Source organism: Vibrio tritonius (assembly GCF_001547935.1).
Taxonomy (GTDB): Bacteria; Pseudomonadota; Gammaproteobacteria; order Enterobacterales; family Vibrionaceae; genus Vibrio; species Vibrio tritonius.
Window position 1 is genome coordinate 1,232,536 of record NZ_AP014635.1, and the last position, 17,712, is coordinate 1,250,247.

Consider the following 17,712-nt stretch of genomic DNA (forward strand, 5'->3'; position numbering starts at 1 on the left):
CGTTATCTCAGGGAAGGGAGGAACACTATGCTTAAATATCTATTGCGTCGATTGTGCATGGCCATTGGAGTGGCCTTCACTGTCTCCATCGTCTGTTTCATGTTGCTGCACTTATCCGGCGATTTAGCTACCGCCATTGCTGGGCCAGAAGCAACAGCAGAGCAGGTTGAGCAGGTACGGATTCAATTTGGATTAAACGATCCGATCATGATTCAGTATCTGCATTGGTTATGGGGAGCGTTGCATTTTGATTTTGGCAACTCCTATTACTTCCCCGAGTCGGTCAGTGATTTGATCAGCACACGTTTACCGATCACCATGACGCTTGGTGGTATTGCATTAGCGGTTGCTACGCTGATTGCCATTCCACTGGGAGTGATTGCGGCGATCAAACAGGACACATGGATTGACCGTTTGGCACTGATGATTGCGGTGTTCGGTCAAGCCATGCCAAGTTTCTTCTTTAGCTTAGTGCTGATCATCATCTTTGCGGTGACGCTGCACTGGCTACCGGTTGCGGGTAACCAAACATGGCAACACTTTGTTTTGCCAGCTATTGCTTTGGGCTACTACGCAACCCCTTCGATTATGCGCTTAACCCGCACAGGGATGCTGGAAGTGCTTGGTTCTGACTATATTCGTACCGCGCGCGCCAAAGGCATCAGTGAAACCCAAGTGGTGCTCAAACATGCGCTGCGTAATGCGGTAATTCCGGTCGTTGCACTGCTGGCTGTGGAATTGGGCTTTATGTTGGGTGGCTCAGTGGTCGTGGAATCGATTTTTTCACTACAAGGGCTAGGGCAGCTGGCGTGGGATTCTATCTCCCGTAACGATTATCCAGTGGTGCAAGCGATTGTTCTGCTTATCGCGCTGTTTTATATCGTATTGACCTTTCTTGCCGACATGCTGAATGCGGCGCTTGACCCTAAATTGCGCATCGCTTGATAAGGAGATTGACTATGAACGCAACCGTGATGAGTTCTGCTCATGCTGCATTACCGGAAGTTCCTGCGTGGCGTAAAGGGTTAAATCAAATCCTTGGTCATCACAGCTTAACGCTGGGTGCGGCAGTATTACTGGTGGTGGTGCTCGGTGCTCTGCTCGCCCCCATTATCGCCCCGCATGACCCTTATGCCCAAGATGTTACCCAACGTATGATCCCGCCGGTATGGCAGGACAAAGGTTCGTGGGTCCACGTTCTTGGCACCGATAAACTCGGGCGCGATTACCTAAGCCGCCTACTGTATGGCGCACAAATCTCCATGACGATTGGCCTGGCAACAGCGATGCTGTCAGGGTTAATTGGTACCACACTTGGCATTTTAGCTGGTTACTTTGGTGGCAAAACCGATGCGATCATCAGCTATTTGATTACCACTCGTCTCTCTATGCCGGTGATTTTGGTCGCGTTGGCCATGGCTTCTTTGGTTGGGGGCTCGTTGCAGATGGTGATCATATTGTTGGGGGTGTTGCTTTGGGACCGCTTTGCGGTGGTCGCGCGCGCAACCACTCAGCAGTTGCGCGATGCCGAATTTATTGCCTCTGCCAAAGTGCTAGGCGCTTCCACACCTTACATCTTAGTTAAAGAGTTATTACCCAATATTTTAAGCCCTTTGATTGTGGTGGTGACCTTGGAAATGGCGCACGCCATCTTATTGGAGGCGACCTTGTCTTTCTTGGGTCTTGGCGTTCAACCTCCTTTGCCATCATGGGGATTGATGGTGGCGGAAGGCAAAGCGTACATGTTTTTCCAACCTTGGGTGATTGCGATTCCTGGGATTGCCCTGATGGTGTTGGTGATGGCGATTAACTTGGTTGGTGATGGTTTACGTGACCTTAACGCGCCACAAAACCGTAGCTAAGGCTCAAGGAGGAGTTATGCAAGAAGAATATGCGCAAGAGACCTTACTGGAAGTCAAACAGCTCAAAGTCTCCTTACCAACAGCAAACGGCCCTTTAAATGCGGTGCGTGGTATCGATTTTTCGGTCAAACGAGGGGAAATGCTGTGCATCGTTGGGGAATCGGGTTGTGGTAAATCGATGACATCAATGGCGCTCATGGATCTCCTACCGAAAAAGGCCAAGTGCCAAGCGGAGAAAATCGAGTTCTTGGGTCATGACCTGCTCACCATGTCGAAAAAAGATCGCAATAAGTTACGTGGTCTTAATATGTCGATGATTTTCCAAGAGCCTATGACCTCGCTAAATCCCTCTTATAAATTGGGTGACCAGCTAACTGAAGGGATCATCAACCACAAAAAAGTGTCACGTAAAGAGGCCAATGAACGGGCACTTTATCTGCTCAAGAGGGCGGGTGTCCCGTTCCCAGAAGAGCGTCTTAATCAATATCCCCATGAATTATCAGGTGGGTTAAGACAGCGCATAATTATTGCGATGGCCTTGATGTGTGAACCGGATTTGATCATCGCCGATGAACCGACCACGGCATTGGATGTGACCATTCAAGCGCAGATACTCACTCTGATTCGTGAGTTGCAACAAGAGTTTGGTACGGCGGTTATTTTCATTACCCACGATCTTGGTGTAGTGGCGCGCATTGCTGACCGAGTTGCTGTGATGTATGCCGGACAAATTGTCGAAACGGCAACCGTCAAAGAAATCTTCGCTCAACCTAAACACCCTTACACTCGTGGCTTATTAAATTGCATTCCGGTTCCGGGCAAAACCAAACCGGGTGAAGCGTTAGCCACCATTGATGGCGTTGTGCCAAGTTTGGTCGGTGAGACCTTAGGTTGTGCATTTGCCAATCGCTGTGAACAAGCGAACAGTCGCTGCCAAGAGTGTCAGCCACAACTTGAAAAACGTGGGCAACAACATTGGGTTCGTTGTCCTATCACTGTTTACCCAGTACAGGAGGCGTCGTAATGGAATATGCGTTAGAACTGTGCGATCTCACTCGCCACTTTGAAGTGAGTAAAGGCTTGTGGAAAGAGAAAAAACGCTTCACTGCGGTCAATAAAGTCAATTTGCGTCTGCGTCCGGGAGAAGTGCTTGGGCTAGTGGGGGAATCCGGTTGTGGCAAAAGTACCTTATCGAAAATGATTTTGGGCTTATTGGCACCCAGTGAAGGGAACGTATTGATTCACGATAAAGAGATGGATCTCAGCGATCGCATGGCGCTGGCAAAAGTGATTCAGCCTGTGTTTCAAGACCCTTACTCATCGCTCAATCCGCGTAAACGAGTCAAAGATATCATTCGTTTACCTTTGGTTTTGCATGGCGTCGGTAACCGTGCGGAGCAGGAACGTATGGTGGTGGACATTGCGCGCAAAGTCGGCTTGCCAGATCGACTGTTAGAGCAGTTTCCTGGGCAGCTTTCTGGTGGGCAGCGGCAACGTGTTGCGATTGCTCGCGCCTTGATTCTTAAACCCAGCATTCTGATTTGTGATGAACCGACGTCCGCATTGGATGTGTCGGTGCAGGCACAGATTCTTAATTTGCTGATGGAGCTGAAGCAGGAGCTTGGTTTGACCTATCTGTTCATCAGCCACAACTTAGCCGTGGTGGAGTATCTCTCTGACCGAGTGGCGGTGATGCATCAAGGGCGAATTGTCGAGCAAGGGGAGCGGAAGCAGATTTTCCACGATCCGCAGCATCCTTATACCAAAACCTTATTGGCATCGATTTTAACGCCCGACCCAGATCTCGGACTGCCCAATCCCCAAGATTTGGTCTGGTCGAAAGCCAGCTAGTGCGATAAGCCAAACCCCATAATTAGCCAAAATAATAAGTAGAGACGCCTTGCATCAAAGCCAAGGACGGCGTCTCTCGTCTCAAAAAAGGAGATTACCCATGACTCGTCAACTTGCCATCGACAGTGTGACTGAATATTTTGAATCAGGAGCGTTTTTGCGCCTGCTGACTGAACGTGTTGCAGTGCACAGTGAAAGCCAAACCCCAGCGGGTTACCCAGCGCTAACCGATTATCTTAAGTCGCAAATGATCCCTTATTTGCAGCAGATGGGCTTTGCGTGCGAGATATTGCCCAACCCAGGGGCGGATGACCCGATGGCATGGCCACTGTTACTTGCTGAACGGATTGAAGACCCCGAAAAAATCACGCTACTCACCTACGGTCATGGTGATGTGGTGCGCGGCTATGATGAGCAGTGGCGGGAGGGTTTAAAACCTTGGCAACTGACTGTGGATGGTGATTTCTGGTATGGCCGCGGCACAGCGGATAACAAAGGCCAACACAGCGTGAATTTAGCCGCGCTGAAAAATCTGCTCGATGTGAAAGGTGAGCTGGGCTTTAACGTCAAAGTGTTGCTAGAGATGGGGGAAGAAGCCGGCTCTCCGGGGCTCGACCTTTTTTGTCAGCAATACAAAGATCGCCTAGCAGCGGATCTCTTCATCGCCTCGGATGGCCCGCGGGTAGGCGCTGATTATCCCACTCTCTTTTTGGGCTCACGTGGCTCGCTCAATTTTGATTTGACCGTCAAAGCTCGGGAAGGCTCGCACCATTCAGGTAACTGGGGTGGATTGCTCTCGAATTCGGCAACGCGATTGATGAACGCGTGGAGTTCCATGGTCGATGCCAACGGACGTATCTTAGTGCAAGATCTTTTACCAAGCTCTCTGCCTGACGCGGTGCGTGAGGCAGTGAAACACATTCCTGTTGGCGCTGGTGCCAATGACCCTGAATTATCAGCCCATTGGGGCGAACCTGGCTTAACACCTGCCGAGCGTGTGTTTGGTTGGAATACGCTGGAAATCTTGGCCTGTCATGCCGGTAACCCAGAGGCGCCAGCCAATGCGATTCCGGGCAAAGCCAGTTTGCATGGTCAGTTGCGTTATGTGGTGGGCAGCCAAGCGGATCGCTTTATTGATATTATCCGCGAACATTTAGTGACACACGGTTTTGACGATGTCGCAGTGACCACCAGTGGTGTGGTGCAGATGGAGGCGACCCGTCTTGATCCTACCGACCCATGGGTTGAGTGGGCGATGAGCTCAATTGTAACCACCACTGGCCAACCCGCCTCACTGATTCCTAACCTTGGTGGGTCACTACCGAATGCGAGCTTTGCCATTACCTTAGGCCTGCCTACTTTGTGGATCCCGCACTCTTATCCAGCGTGTTTGCAGCACGGTCCGAACGAACACTGTCTGGGATCGGTGATGAAACAGTCTTTGCAAATCATGACCGGGGTATTTTGGGATCTAGCAGAAAATGGTCAACAAATTAAGGAGATGCGTCAATGAGTGACACCAATAAAATGATGACCTTCGTTAGTGAATGGTTGCAAGAGCAGTACGAACCAATGCGCCAGCTACTGCAAGAGTTGGTGGATATCGACTCATACAGCCTTAATGAACTGGGGCGTCTTGCCGTGGCGCAACGGGTGATTAAGCAGTTAACCGATGCTGGGATTGATGCTGCATTGCTTACCGATCATGAAACCTATGCGGTCAAAGCGTGTGTTGGCGACCCAAGTGCGGCTCCTGTGGTACTTTCTGGGCATATGGACACGGTATTTCCGACTGGTGAAGTATTAAAACGCCCTTACACTGAGCAAGATGGCAAGGCGATGGGGCCGGGTGTGACTGATATGAAAGCAGGCATTGTGATGAACTGCTTTATCTTGCAAGCCTTTCACCACTACCAAATGGCCAGTGGTAAAACCCTGCCATTGCAATTGATGCTGCTGGCAACTACCGATGAAGAGATTGGTTCTCCACAAGGGCGACATGTTATCTATCAACACGTGGAAGGGGCTAAGGCGGTGTTTAATGCTGAACCGGGACGTATCTCGGGTAACGTGGTTAACGCCCGTAAAGGTGGAGCAACGTACACATTTGAAGTGACGGGAAGAGCCGCACATGCGGGGGTAAGTCACCAAGATGGGATCAGCGCCATTGGTATCTTGGCTGACCTGATTCAAAAGTTACATGCCTTAACCGATTACGATGCGGGCATCACCACCAACGTGGGGGTGATGAGTGGCGGCACAACACCGAATACGGTAGCGCAATACGCCAGTGCGAAATTGGATGTCCGGTATCTCACCGCTACGCAAGGGGAGTGGCTAGAAGATCAAATTACCCAATGTGTTACTGCGGCACAGCGAGCAAATTCAACGATTGTGTGGCATAAAATCGCTGGTTTTGTTCCCTTTGAGGAGCCGATGAGCCGTTCATTGTTGAGCCTGTACAAAGAAGAAGCGCTAGCGCTCGGTTTTACCGTAGATGGCGAGTTTACCGGTGGCTGCTCCGATGCCGGCTGGACCTCCTCGATGGGCATTCCCACGCTCTGCGCAACGGGTCCGGTGGGCGGTTATGCTCATACAGAGCGAGAATTTTGTGACTTGACTACCTTTGTGCCTCGCGCACTGATTGTTGCGCGTTGCTGCTGTGCTATTGGTTAAGTCGTTAAGCTGGATAGCTTATCACGTAATTAGAAACACTGTTTCAAAACCAGTTTACCGGTTGCGGTAAGCTGGTTATCATGCTTAGTAATCATTGTTGCTAAGGAAGAAGTTATGTTTATCGCGACCCAAGCGGAGTTGTCTTTTACTCGCGCCTTGCATCCTAAATTGGTTTCTCTCATCACCCAAGTTTTCGACAAAGTAAATAGCGGTTTAGAAGATGGACGTTATGCTCTCGAAGGTGATAACGCCTTTTTTATGCTGGTGCATGACCAAACTCACCCTATCAGTGAACGCATTCCAGAGTGTCACCGCCAATATCTTGATGTGCAATGTCTTTTGGAAGGTGAAGAGACGTTTGGTTACAGCACCCAACCCTTTACTGGTTTAGATAACGATATGTTGGCTGAGAAAGATTTGGCGTTCAGTCTGCAATTGCAAAACGAACGTTTTGTGACTCTTGGTGCGGGCGATTTGATTGTGTTCTATCCAGGCCAACCTCACCGTCCTCTCGTGGCTGTGAATGACACGCCAGCACCGATTCGTAAAGCAATTATCAAAGTTCATAAAGACATTCTCGTCTAAAGAACCGTTGCTAATGATGCGCGTGTTCTGATAATAAGGCGAGCTGCTGCTCGCCTTATTTATTGTTGCTATCGATGGGTTTAACGACAGAGACGTTGTTTGTCGACTATTCCGACAGAGCAACAGCAAAGGTGCCTTGTGGTTTCACTGGCAGGTATTTTGCGTAGAAATCTAAGTATTTCTGTTCTGGATTAAGATCTTTAAATAGCTCAGGATACATGGATTTCGCCATAAATTGCAGCATGCTGGCATCCATAATTGAACGAGAACCGTAGTGGTAAATCCCGTAAATACGATGATGTTGCACAGCTGGAAGGCTGCTCCAACCCAGTCGAGATTCAAACCCTTTGAGGCGAGCTTTGGCGGCTTTGCGGTCAATGCCTTCGCCCATCAATGTCGAACGGCTGTCTTTACCAAATTCAGTACCGGTTAAGAAAATAACGTCAGGACGTGCGGCAAGTACCTGTTCAGGATTGAGATGTCCCCACCATTTAATGAAGGGCGCTGCAATGTTCTCACCGCCAGCCAAGATTGCCATTTTGCCCCACATGTTTTTACCAAAGGTGTAGCCATATTCGTCAGGCCCAGTGAAACCATATTCCACATACACCTTAGGTTTAGGTAGGTTCGCTTTTGCAAGGCGATCTAACACCAATTGTGTGTCGCGAACGTAATTATCGGCAATCTCTTTAGCACGTTTTTCTTGGCCAGTTAGTTGACCAATGATCAGCGTGCTTTGCACATGGCGTTCCACGGTTTGTGCGTTGTAATCCACCACAACCACTTTGATGCCAGCTTGTTCCATGCGAGGAATTTCAGCGGTCAGTGCTTGGTATTGCCACTCAGCAAGCAGGAGCACGTCCGGCTTAAGGCTGATCACCTTCTCGACAGAAAAGGTTTGTGTGTCTACTTTGCCCACTTCAGGCAGAGTTTCTAGCGAAGGACGGTGCTTAACGTACATCGCCCAGTTGTTTGGGCGCCACTGCTCCCAAATGCCTTTGGACATGCCCACGACATGATCGTAAGACGCTTCACCACCAATTGCCATATAGTCTTCGCCATAAAAGCCGATGACCACACGTTGTGCAGGAAGATCGAGTTGAATTTGACGGCCCAACACATCCGTAATAGTAGTGGATTTTGCGTTGGTAAAGGCAGAGAAAAAAAGCGTAGTAATAACCAGAAGTAACTTTTTCATTTCATATCTGTTATGCGGATAATAGTAATGATTATCATATTTATTAATGTATAATCGCGCAACTTATAATATTGATGTTATTACATTCATGAGATGTTTGAATTGTTGCGCCGAGTTGTGCAGTGAATCAACCATAAATGGAACCTGATTAGGAACGTGCATGTCTTCATCTACCATCAGTAACGCGATTGCATTACAGCGAAAAAGCGAGCAACGGCGTTGGAAAACTTTGTTGTTGATTGGCGCTTTACTGCTGCTCACATTTGTTATGGATATTGCTACCGGACCCTCTATGCTGGACGTGACCAGTGTGACGTACGCGCTACTCCATTTTGTCGGTTTCCCTTTGCAAGTTGACCCAACGACGGTCGTGATCGTAGAAAACCTACGTCTGCCTATCGCTGTGATGGCGGTAATTGTGGGCGGAAGTTTAGGCATGGGCGGCGCTGAGATGCAAACCTTGCTTAACAACCCGATGGCAAGTCCTTACACCTTAGGTATGGCCGCGGCGGCGGGCTTTGGTGCTGCGCTAATGTTGTACATCGGTTCGTTAGGTTTGAATTCGGATTACGCGGTGCCGCTTGGTGCATTTGTCTGCTGTATGCTTTCTGCCAGTTTTCTGTTTATGTTGGCAATGATGCGCCACATCACTTCAGGCCAATTGATTTTGGCCGGGATTGCTTTGCTGTTTTTGTTTCAATCGCTTTTGTCACTGGTGCAGTTCATCTCCTCTCCGGAGCTGAGTCAACAGATTTTGTTCTGGCTATTTGGCAGCTTATCGAAAGCAACGTGGACCAATCTGGCGATTATCGGTACGGTGATTTTTGCTAGCTTTACGGTGCTAATGGGCGATGCGTGGAAACTGACCGCGCTGCGGATGGGTGAAGAGCGAGCCAAAAGCTTGGGGGTTGATGTTGCGAAGCTGCGCATGAAGATTTTGTTTATCGTGGCCTTGATGACGGCAACGGTCACCAGCTTCGTGGGCATCATCGGTTTTATCGGAATTGTGGCACCCAACATCGCGCGCATGATCGTGGGTGAAGACCAACGCTTCTTTTTACCACTCTCCTTTTTGGTTGGTGCATTTTTACTTTCCAGCGCTTCTGTGCTGTCAAAAGTGATTGTACCGGGAGCGCTGTTTCCAATCGGTATCGTTACGGCCATCATTGGCGTGCCGTTTTTCTTTTGGCTGATTATCGCAAGGAGACGCTAAATGCTGACTGTTCAAGATCTTAATTTGAAAATTGACCAGCTCACCTTGGCCGATGAGATGAATTTCTCACTTCAGCCTGGGCAAATTAATGTGATTATCGGCCCAAATGGCACTGGGAAAAGTACGCTGCTCAAGACCTTGTTTGGCGATTTAAAACCCCAGCGTGGCACGATTCAATATCAAGGCAACGCGCTAGATTACAAACGGTTAAGCCAGTGGCGAGCGCAGATTGGTTATATGCCGCAAGACATCCGTTTGGATGTCAACTTATCGGTGATTGAAGTGGTATTGCTGGGGCGTTTAGATGCGCTCAGTTGGCGAATTGATGAAGCGATGTTGCGCGAAGCCGTTAATGCGCTGGAAGAGATAGGTTTAGCCCATCTTGCCGATCGCGATGTGCGCACGTTGAGTGGCGGGCAATGTCAGATGGTACTGTTTGCCCAGGCGATTTTGCGTCAGCCACCGTTTTTGATGTTGGATGAACCGGTTAGTGCACTCGATCTACATTTTCAACATGTACTGCTCGATCACTTGGTGGATAAGACCAATCAACACGGTTGGACATCACTTTTAGTGCTGCATGATCTTAATCTTGCAGCGCAGTATGCCGATAACCTTTTGGTACTGAAAGCGGGTAAAGTGGTGGCTTCTGGAAAGCCTTCAGAGGTGCTAACGCCTGCCTTGATTGATGAGGTCTATGGGGTTAATGCGCAAGTCTCGTACGACCAGCAAGGAATTCCTTTCGTCAGGACTTTACGCCGACCGCAAGTTGCTTAATAATTCAACTATTATTTGCCTATCGCGCTGTTTCATCCAGCGCGTTTTATTCCGAGGTTACACCGTGTTCTCTTTGCGTCGCTTAAGCGCGTTTTCACTTTTAACAGCGCCATCTAAGGTGCTGATACTCAATTCATTTTCGTTTAATCTCGGCTTCTATATGCTCCTGCCATATTTGGCGGACCATCTGTATCAGTTGGGACTCACCAGTTGGCATGTGGGGATCATCATCGGTTTAAGGGTGTTGAGCCAGCAAGGACTGTTTTTGATTGGGGGAACGCTGGGGGATCGCTTCGGCTATAAGCCTTTGATTTTGTCTGGCTGCGCTGTGCGTATTGTGGGCTTTATTATGCTGGGCATGGGCGAAACTTTTTCTTTGCTGATTTTAGGAGCATTCTTAACCGGTTTTGCCGGAGCACTCTTTACGCCAAGCAGTGATGCGTATTTAGCATCAGAGTATCCCGATGCGCGGGTGCGTAACCAAGTTTTTTCCTTGAAAAAAATGGCAGGGGAAACGGGCATGCTACTCGGTCCGCTAGTTGGTTTAACTCTACTGAGCTGGAGTTTTATGTCAGTTGGTTTGACCGCCGCTGCACTTTTTGCCGCACTGTTGGTGTTGCAATGGTGCTATTTGCCAGCACAGGCAATCAATACCGAGAGTGAAGGGGAGAGCGCAGATTTCGTTTTCTGGCGCCAATGGGGCAGCATGTTACGTAAGCCAGTGTTTGTGAAATTTATTTTGGCTGCGTCGGTTAACAGTATCTTATTCCATCAGCTCTATTTGAGTGTGCCACATCAAATTCATGTGATGACGGGCAACGAATCGATTCTGACTTTGGTGTTTATGACCACCTCGATTTTGGGGGTGTTCTGTCAGTTACCGATTAGCCGTTGGGTTGTCGCTGCTTTTGGCGATGCTCGTTCAATGGGGTTAGGCATGAGCCTCATGGGTTGCGCTTATTTTCTATTGCAATGGCATTATGAACCTATGCCTGCATTACCGTTTGTTCTTTATGCTGCATTATTTAGTTTTGGCACCATGCTGTCATTTCCTGTGATGTATTCCTATATTCCGAACTTCGCCCCTCGCCGTGAGATGGCCAGTTACTATGGGCTGTACTCTTGTGTTGGTGGCTTTATGGCGTTTATGGGCAACTGGGTAACCGGCTGGTATTTGAGCCTCGATACGTTTTCGATCGGTACGCTCACCTCCGGCCTTGCCCTGTTAGGTGCGGTTTCTGGGCTGAGTTTGTTTGCGATTGTTTCATCACATCAACGCAAAGAGAAAGCGATGGCTCATTGATTTTCTAAGCAGGACATGATCTTCTAAGCAGGACACACACCGTAAGTCTATGAACTAAGCCACTGCAATTGCAGTGGTTTTTTATTTCCCCGTTTTTCTAAAGAAACTGTTAACGGGACACACACCGTAATGTTAAGGGGACACACACTGTTGGGGTTGTGGTATGTGTCCCTTTAAGAACTTGGCATTATGTGTGGCGATTAGGGTGTGTGTCCTGCTAACAACACCGTTAACAATGAGGTGGGCGTTTGCAGTGAAATCTTCTGTCAAAGTGTGAGGACCTCCGATAATTACCCATAAGGGTTAGATAATTAGTTGCACGCAATATAGTTGTGCGCTATCTTGTTGTCAGTTGAGTTGGCGACCACGGTTGCCTAGCCGAGATAAAAACGAAGCAAAAGGAAGATAAAATGAGTTCTCTATACGATATCGAAGTGGTTTCAATTGAAGGCAAAACGCAAAAATTGTCTGAATTTGCTGGTAAAGCACTTCTGATTGTTAACACTGCATCTGAATGTGGCCTGACTCCACAATACGAAGCACTTGAAGCTCTTTACAACGCTCGTAAAGAAGAGGGTCTAGTGGTACTTGGTTTCCCATGTAACCAATTTGGCGCACAAGAACCAGGTGAAGAAGCAGAGATCAAATCATTCTGTAATGCTCGTTTTGGCGTAACATTCCCAATGTTTAGCAAAATTGAAGTGAATGGCGCAGGTCGTCACCCACTGTATCAAGCCCTATTTGCAGCGCAACCAGCACGTACTACTGCTCCAGAAAGCGGTTTTGTTGAAAAGCTAAAAGGCTACGGTTTTGAAGCAAAAGAGGGTGATATTCTATGGAACTTTGAAAAATTCCTAGTGAACAAAGAAGGCCAAGTGGTAGGCCATTTTGCTCCAGATATGACTCCTGACCACCCAATTCTAGTAGAAGCACTAGACAAAGTGCTTGCATAAACCTGATTTACATGACCATTAGTGGTCAATAAAGCAGCAAAAAACCGCGGTTGTAAGACCGCGGTTTTTTTTGTCGTGATTCTCACTATGCAAGAAAGTGAAATCTCATATTCCGAAAATTTTGTGATCCATCTATCTTTTTGTTAAAAAACGAGCGACAATCGCTCCGTTTCTGGAACCGTTTCTTTTTTCTACTGAGTCGTTATGAACCAAACTTTAGCATCGGCGCCACCTGTGTCGCGTCATAGCCAATACATGCGAGTGTTTGCACTCGGATTTAGTGGCTTTATTTTTAATACCACAGAATTTGTTCCTGTTGGTTTGCTCTCTGATATTGCAAAAGATTTTGATATCACAGCGGCTCATGCTGGCTGGATGTTAACTATTTATGCGTGGATCGTGGCATCTATGTCGCTGCCGATGATGATGATGACCAGTAAAATTGAGCGTAAAAAGCTGCTGATTGGCATTTTCATGCTGTTTATTGCTAGCCATGTGGCGTCGGTGTTTGCTTGGAGTTTTGAATCTCTGATCGCGAGCCGTGTTGGTATTGCTTTTGCGCACGCTGTGTTTTGGTCTATTACCGCCTCTATTGCCATTCGTGTTGCGCCTCCAGGAAAGAAAACTTTTGCTTTGAGTGTGCTGGCCACAGGAACGTCAGTGGCAATGATCCTTGGTGTTCCAATGGGACGAATAATTGGGCAATGGTTCGGTTGGCGAGCAACATTTGGTTTGATTGCTGCTGTTGCCTTCATTGTTATGTTGATATTGATTCGTCTATTACCGCAGATGCCGAGTCTGTTTAAAGGTACAAGTAAGACCTTGCCGCGTTTACTAAAAAACCCAATGTTGATGGGGTTGTACCTGTTCATTTTCTTGCTGTTTACTGCACATTACACGGCCTATAGTTACATCGAGCCATTTATGATGGAAGTAGGTAAAGTAAGTCCTAACTTTACCACTTTGCTGTTGCTCGCATTTGGTGGTGCAGGGATCATTGGTAGTATTATTTTCAGCTACTTAGGCGAGAAACATAATACCTCTTTATTAATGTGGAATGGCGTCCTGATGGTAGTTTGTATGGCATTGCTACTTGTTACGGTATTTAGTCCATGGGCAGTGATGACCGATGTAATTATTTGGGGTATTGCCCTAACGCTAGTGACACTAGCCATGCAGGTGAAGGTACTGAATATTGATGCAGATGCTTCGGATATGATTCAGTCCATGTACTCTGGCATCATTAACCTAGGTATTGGCTCGGGAGCTCTGATTGGTGCAAAAGTCATTCAATGGTTCGAATTAAGCTGGGTTGGCTTTGCTGGGGTGATTTTTGCAGCAGTAGCAATCATTTTCATGATGTTTTTGTTACGTCGTTATCCAGCGTTACGTTAATTCATTGAATAAAATAACAAAAAAGCGCCACATCCTGTGGCGCTTTTTTGTTGAGCCAGTGAAAGGCGATCCCGAATCTTGGGGAGGCTGGAATCACTTTCCAATAGCGGCATTTAGATTACCTATATTTTCTATAGATAGCAACGATAATGATTTATATTAACTTATGCTTATTTATCTATGACAAATGCATTAGTCGAGCATATAAAACACTGTTCCTATTGTGGGTTTTGCAACGCGAAATAAGTATAGCAGAAAACGATATTACGAAACTTGAAGTGTCGATTCTCGACTGACTAAAACCCCAGGATACGTCTTATGAATAATAGCGGTTGGTTGTTTTGTGCTGTGATGAATGGCCACTTGCATTGCATCGTGAGTTAGCACTGAGATAGGTAACGAGACGCTTGATAGGCTTGGCATTGCATAAGCTGCCGCGGGTTCATTATCAATTCCAATCACTGAAATGTCCTGTGCAACGTTGTATCCCGCATCGTGTAATGCGCGAATTGCCCCTAGTGCCATGTCGTCGTTACATGCGAAAATAGCGCTAAATGGCCGCCCAGAACTGAGCAGTTTTTTTGCGGCCTGATAACCCGTTTCAAGGGTGTTTTCGCCTTCGGCAAACCATTCTTGATAAGCTGGTAAACTAGCTTGTTTTAACGCTTCCAAATAAGCGTGATAACGTAATTTCCCTGTTTCACTTGCCAGTGGTGAGGAGATGCAGGCAATTGACTGGTGGCCCAACTCCAATAAATGTTGCATAGCGATAGCGGCTAATTGACCTTGTTCTAAACCAAAACTGTGCACGTTATTGAGCGTGAGTTGGCGGTTAAGAATAATCAAAGGCACCCCTAGCTCGTTTTGACAATCGTGCAGTTGCGCTGGAGTGAGGTGGCGACTGTACAACAAAATCGCATCGCAGCGTTGCATTGCGAGTGTTGACAACGCTTCTTGTTCGCCAATAGCACTATTTTTGCTGCTCACCACAAGCAGTTTTTTGTTGGCTTGTTGTGCGCATTGCTCAGCCTCACACAGAATAGAACCAAAATAATTACTTTGAAACTGCGGCAAAATGAGACCGATTGAATTAGACACATTAGTTGCGAGCGCTTGTGCAACAGAGCTTGGATGATAGTTGAGAGTCTTCATGGCGCTAAGAACCTTTTCACGGGTACTCTCTTTGACTTGCCCACTTGCGTTGATTACTCGCGATACGGTCGCTTTGGATAATCCGGTGAACTTACAAACGTCAGTGATGGTTGCCATGGCCTCTCCTAATTAATATCGCCACCCAAAGAAATAGGGTGGCGAGTGTAGCAGATTTTCTTCTTCCTTGAAGAAAGAGATCAATACCTTGCCGATCAATCGGTTAATAAAACGAAACTGAACTCATATGTTTGATGGCGGTAACGTCTTTTAATAACGGCAATTAGATTTCTTGACCGTTGCTACGAATGACGTTTTGGTACCAGAAGAAACTCTTCTTCTTCGAACGAGCCATAGTCCCTGTGCCGTCATCGTGTTTGTCGACATAGATAAAACCGTAGCGTTTTTTGTATTCACCGGTGGTGAAAGAAACACAGTCGATACAACCCCATGGTGTGTAACCCATAACTGGTACACCATCTAGCTCAACGGCTTTCTTCACTTCACGGATATGTTCTGCAAGGTATTCAATACGATAGTCATCGTTAATTGAACCATCTTCTTCTACAGTATCGACAGCGCCTAGGCCGTTTTCAACAATGAAAATGGGTTTTTGATAACGTTCATACAGTTCAGATAGGGCATAACGAAGACCTTGAGGATCCACTTGCCAACCCCAATCCGATGCAGGTAGGTGAGGGTTCAATCGGCTTTCGCCAAATAGACTATCCGACTGGCCTTCAACCGGTTGTGCAGACACGATATTCGTCATGTAATAGCTGATGGCAAGATAGTCGGAGCAGCCTTGACGAAGAATCTCAGCATCACCTTCTTCCATCGTCACTTCAATGCCTTTACGTTCCCACTCTTTCAGCAAATAAGTTGGGTAGTAACCACGAACTTGAACATCACTGAAGAGGTACTTTTGACGCATCATATCTTGCGCTTTTAACAAATCTTCAGGGCGGCATGATGCAGGGTAGAGTGGCATCATGTGGATCATGCTACCAATCTGCATGCTTGGGTTGATCTCATGACCGAGTTTGACCACTTGCGCGTGTGCCACAAATTGGTGGTGAGCGACTTGGTATAGCGTTTGTTCTGGCTTTTCATGATCAACGTAAATAACACCTGAATTACAGTAGCCAAACAATGGTGCGCGCCAGTTGGCTTGGTTATTGATCTCGTTGAAAGTGATCCAATATTTGACTTTATTTTGGTAGCGTTTTAGCACCACTTCAGAGAATTTAACGAAGAAGTCGATTACTTTACGGTTAGTCCAACCACCATACTCTTTTACTAAGTGGTGAGGCATTTCAAAGTGAGATAGGGTAATAACTGGCTCGATACCATGCTTTAGTAGTTCATCAAACATGTCGTCATAGAATTGTAGGCCAGCTTCATTTGGTGTTGCTTCATCACCCAATGGGAAAATACGAGTCCAAGCGATCGAAGTACGAAAACATTTAAAGCCCATTTCCGCGAACAGAGCGATATCTTGTTTATAATGGCCATAAAAATCAACGGCTTCATGGTTAGGGTAGAATTTATCATTTTCTACTGTTTCGGTGATAACTCGAGGAACGCCATGAGCACCTTTTGTTAATACGTCAACAATACTTGGACCTTTGCCTTGGGCATTCCAGCCGCCTTCTACTTGGTGAGCTGCTACAGCTCCCCCCCACAAAAAATCATCAGGAAAACCTAATTTCGACATTGAACACCTCTGTTACGCGATAATCGATCGCTATCTAGATTGGATTTCTTATGATTGTAGATCATTTTTACGATTATTGTAACCGGTTTCTGTAACCGGTTACAAAATGAATTAATACTATTGATTTGAGCAAACGGGATTCAAGAATTTTGGCTAATTGTGTTGTGATTAATGATAAAAGTGCCCAAGGATATAGAGCACTTTTGATGAATGTAGTAGATTGGCGAGTGTAATGATGTCATCTTTGACAAGATGAATTATGGCAAATCAAATAGTAGCGCAAGTACTGGTTTCGTTCCCATATTGACCAGATCGAGTGCAAATTCATCGGTCACTTTCGCACCATCACCTGGGTTTAGATTGATGCCATTGATCTCAAGCATGCCTTCAATTAAATGAAGATAAACACGACGACCATTCTCTACGGCAAAGCGCTGCTGAGTTTCTTGTGCCAATGTCACTTGGTAAATCGTGGCATTTTGTTTAATAACAAATGAGCCACTATGACCATCGGGCGAAGCAACAGGGACTAAACCTTGTCTGGCTTCAAATGGTTTTTGTTGATACCCCGGCGCTGTGTCGTGCTCGTGCGGTTCAACCCAGATTTGCAAAAAATGCAGAGTCTCTTTTTGTGATGGATTGAACTCACTGTGATAGATGCCACGACCAGCAGACATCAATTGAAACTCTCCACTAGGTAAGGTCTCAACATTACCTGTACTGTCTTTGTGTGCGATGGTCCCATCTAACACAAAACTCAAAATTTCCATGTTGCGGTGCCCGTGAGTAGCAAAGCCAGCTCCGGGTTGAACCGTATCATCGTTAATGACTCGTAGCGCAGAAAATCCCATGTGGTGAGGGTCGTAATATTGACCAAATGAAAACGAATGGTGGCTATTAAGCCAACCCATGTCGACATTACCTCGGTCATGTGCGGCACGAATTTCAATCATAAGATGTCCTTACAGTGTTCAAACGTTTTTGCTCAGCACTATTTATGGCTCAACAAAAGGATTAAGCACAGTTTAGTCAG

The 17,712-nt window shown here is 46.9% G+C and carries 16 protein-coding genes; 12 read left to right on the forward strand and 4 right to left on the reverse strand.

Translation table 11 applies throughout. The features are described 5' to 3' along the window. Positions 1–27 precede the first annotated feature (27 nt). The 7 genes from JCM16456_RS05600 to JCM16456_RS05630 all read left to right on the forward strand — a co-directional run bounded on the left by JCM16456_RS05600 (position 28) and on the right by JCM16456_RS05630 (position 6,974). Positions 28–945: an ABC transporter permease gene (locus JCM16456_RS05600; RefSeq protein ID WP_068713163.1), complete on the forward strand. Its 918-nt coding sequence runs from the start codon at positions 28–30 to the stop codon at positions 943–945. Between the two features lie 14 nt (positions 946–959). Beyond that, the gene (locus JCM16456_RS05605) at positions 960–1,862 is read left to right on the forward strand and encodes an ABC transporter permease (RefSeq protein ID WP_156430456.1); all 903 of its coding nucleotides are present in this window, start codon (positions 960–962) and stop codon (positions 1,860–1,862) included. Positions 1,863–1,878: 16 nt separating this feature from the next. Continuing rightward, positions 1,879–2,886 (forward strand): ABC transporter ATP-binding protein, encoded by a 1,008-nt coding sequence (locus tag JCM16456_RS05610; RefSeq protein ID WP_068713165.1) that lies wholly within the window; start codon positions 1,879–1,881, stop codon positions 2,884–2,886. Next, positions 2,886–3,713, forward strand: coding sequence for an ATP-binding cassette domain-containing protein (locus tag JCM16456_RS05615; RefSeq protein ID WP_068713168.1), 828 nt, complete (start codon positions 2,886–2,888; stop codon positions 3,711–3,713). Before JCM16456_RS05610 ends, JCM16456_RS05615 begins: the two co-directional genes overlap by 1 nt. Positions 3,714–3,813: 100 nt before the next feature. Beyond that, positions 3,814–5,226, forward strand: a complete 1,413-nt coding sequence (locus JCM16456_RS05620; RefSeq protein WP_068713170.1) for a M20 family metallopeptidase — start codon at positions 3,814–3,816, stop codon at positions 5,224–5,226. Beyond that, on the forward strand, positions 5,223–6,389 hold the full coding sequence (locus JCM16456_RS05625) for a M20 family metallopeptidase (RefSeq protein ID WP_068713172.1): 1,167 nt from the start codon (positions 5,223–5,225) through the stop codon (positions 6,387–6,389). Before JCM16456_RS05620 ends, JCM16456_RS05625 begins: the two co-directional genes overlap by 4 nt. Before the next feature lie 114 nt (positions 6,390–6,503). Further along, complete coding sequence (locus JCM16456_RS05630; RefSeq protein ID WP_068713174.1) at positions 6,504–6,974, forward strand: YhcH/YjgK/YiaL family protein; 471 nt, start codon at positions 6,504–6,506, stop codon at positions 6,972–6,974. Between the two features lie 106 nt (positions 6,975–7,080). On the opposite strand, the gene JCM16456_RS05635 is transcribed toward JCM16456_RS05630, so the two are convergent. Continuing rightward, positions 7,081–8,172 carry an ABC transporter substrate-binding protein gene (locus tag JCM16456_RS05635; RefSeq protein ID WP_068713176.1) on the reverse strand — a complete coding sequence of 364 codons (1,092 nt, stop codon included), beginning with the start codon at positions 8,170–8,172 and terminating at the stop codon, positions 7,081–7,083. A 160-nt stretch (positions 8,173–8,332) separates the two neighbouring features. Here JCM16456_RS05635 and JCM16456_RS05640 point away from each other — a divergent pair, with 160 nt between their 5' ends. The 5 genes from JCM16456_RS05640 to JCM16456_RS05660 all read left to right on the forward strand — a co-directional run bounded on the left by JCM16456_RS05640 (position 8,333) and on the right by JCM16456_RS05660 (position 13,813). Next, positions 8,333–9,385, forward strand: a complete 1,053-nt coding sequence (locus tag JCM16456_RS05640) for a FecCD family ABC transporter permease (protein WP_068713178.1) — start codon at positions 8,333–8,335, stop codon at positions 9,383–9,385. After that, positions 9,386–10,162, forward strand: coding sequence for an ABC transporter ATP-binding protein (locus JCM16456_RS05645; protein WP_068713181.1), 777 nt, complete (start codon positions 9,386–9,388; stop codon positions 10,160–10,162). It begins immediately after the preceding gene. 118 nt (positions 10,163–10,280) lie between these two features. Further along, entirely contained in the window at positions 10,281–11,465 is a 1,185-nt protein-coding gene (locus JCM16456_RS05650; protein ID WP_269450966.1) for an MFS transporter, read from the forward strand. A gap of 410 nt (positions 11,466–11,875) precedes the next feature. Further along, positions 11,876–12,418, forward strand: a complete 543-nt coding sequence (locus tag JCM16456_RS05655) for a glutathione peroxidase (RefSeq protein ID WP_068713183.1) — start codon at positions 11,876–11,878, stop codon at positions 12,416–12,418. 204 nt (positions 12,419–12,622) lie between these two features. Next, positions 12,623–13,813, forward strand: coding sequence for a sugar transporter (locus tag JCM16456_RS05660; RefSeq protein WP_068713185.1), 1,191 nt, complete (start codon positions 12,623–12,625; stop codon positions 13,811–13,813). A 264-nt stretch (positions 13,814–14,077) separates the two neighbouring features. Here the strand turns inward: JCM16456_RS05660 and JCM16456_RS05665 are convergent, their stop codons facing one another. The 3 genes from JCM16456_RS05665 to JCM16456_RS05675 all read right to left on the reverse strand — a co-directional run bounded on the left by JCM16456_RS05665 (position 14,078) and on the right by JCM16456_RS05675 (position 17,632). Further along, a complete protein-coding gene (locus JCM16456_RS05665) occupies positions 14,078–15,082 on the reverse strand; it encodes a LacI family DNA-binding transcriptional regulator (protein ID WP_068713188.1) in 1,005 nt (334 codons plus the stop codon). Between the two features lie 163 nt (positions 15,083–15,245). Next, positions 15,246–16,679 carry a 6-phospho-beta-glucosidase gene (locus JCM16456_RS05670; protein WP_068713190.1) on the reverse strand — a complete coding sequence of 478 codons (1,434 nt, stop codon included), beginning with the start codon at positions 16,677–16,679 and terminating at the stop codon, positions 15,246–15,248. Between the two features lie 257 nt (positions 16,680–16,936). Beyond that, positions 16,937–17,632: a pirin family protein gene (locus tag JCM16456_RS05675; RefSeq protein ID WP_068713192.1), complete on the reverse strand. Its 696-nt coding sequence runs from the start codon at positions 17,630–17,632 to the stop codon at positions 16,937–16,939. Positions 17,633–17,712 lie beyond the last annotated feature (80 nt).

Bases quoted from the DNA above. Each gene is read 5' to 3' on its own strand.
- JCM16456_RS05665 (WP_068713188.1), bottom strand. From the start codon at position 15,082: ATGGCAACCATCACTGACGTTTGTAAGTTCACCGGATTATCCAAAGCG.
- JCM16456_RS05625 (WP_068713172.1), top strand. From the start codon at position 5,223: ATGAGTGACACCAATAAAATGATGACCTTCGTTAGTGAATGGTTGCAA.
- JCM16456_RS05620 (WP_068713170.1), top strand. From the start codon at position 3,814: ATGACTCGTCAACTTGCCATCGACAGTGTGACTGAATATTTTGAATCA.
- JCM16456_RS05675 (WP_068713192.1), bottom strand. From the start codon at position 17,632: ATGATTGAAATTCGTGCCGCACATGACCGAGGTAATGTCGACATGGGT.
- JCM16456_RS05630 (WP_068713174.1), top strand. From the start codon at position 6,504: ATGTTTATCGCGACCCAAGCGGAGTTGTCTTTTACTCGCGCCTTGCAT.
- JCM16456_RS05655 (WP_068713183.1), top strand. From the start codon at position 11,876: ATGAGTTCTCTATACGATATCGAAGTGGTTTCAATTGAAGGCAAAACG.
- JCM16456_RS05605 (WP_156430456.1), top strand. From the start codon at position 960: ATGAACGCAACCGTGATGAGTTCTGCTCATGCTGCATTACCGGAAGTT.
- JCM16456_RS05635 (WP_068713176.1), bottom strand. From the start codon at position 8,172: ATGAAAAAGTTACTTCTGGTTATTACTACGCTTTTTTTCTCTGCCTTT.
- JCM16456_RS05670 (WP_068713190.1), bottom strand. From the start codon at position 16,679: ATGTCGAAATTAGGTTTTCCTGATGATTTTTTGTGGGGGGGAGCTGTA.
- JCM16456_RS05615 (WP_068713168.1), top strand. From the start codon at position 2,886: ATGGAATATGCGTTAGAACTGTGCGATCTCACTCGCCACTTTGAAGTG.
- JCM16456_RS05640 (WP_068713178.1), top strand. From the start codon at position 8,333: ATGTCTTCATCTACCATCAGTAACGCGATTGCATTACAGCGAAAAAGC.
- JCM16456_RS05645 (WP_068713181.1), top strand. From the start codon at position 9,386: ATGCTGACTGTTCAAGATCTTAATTTGAAAATTGACCAGCTCACCTTG.
- JCM16456_RS05600 (WP_068713163.1), top strand. From the start codon at position 28: ATGCTTAAATATCTATTGCGTCGATTGTGCATGGCCATTGGAGTGGCC.
- JCM16456_RS05660 (WP_068713185.1), top strand. From the start codon at position 12,623: ATGAACCAAACTTTAGCATCGGCGCCACCTGTGTCGCGTCATAGCCAA.
- JCM16456_RS05610 (WP_068713165.1), top strand. From the start codon at position 1,879: ATGCAAGAAGAATATGCGCAAGAGACCTTACTGGAAGTCAAACAGCTC.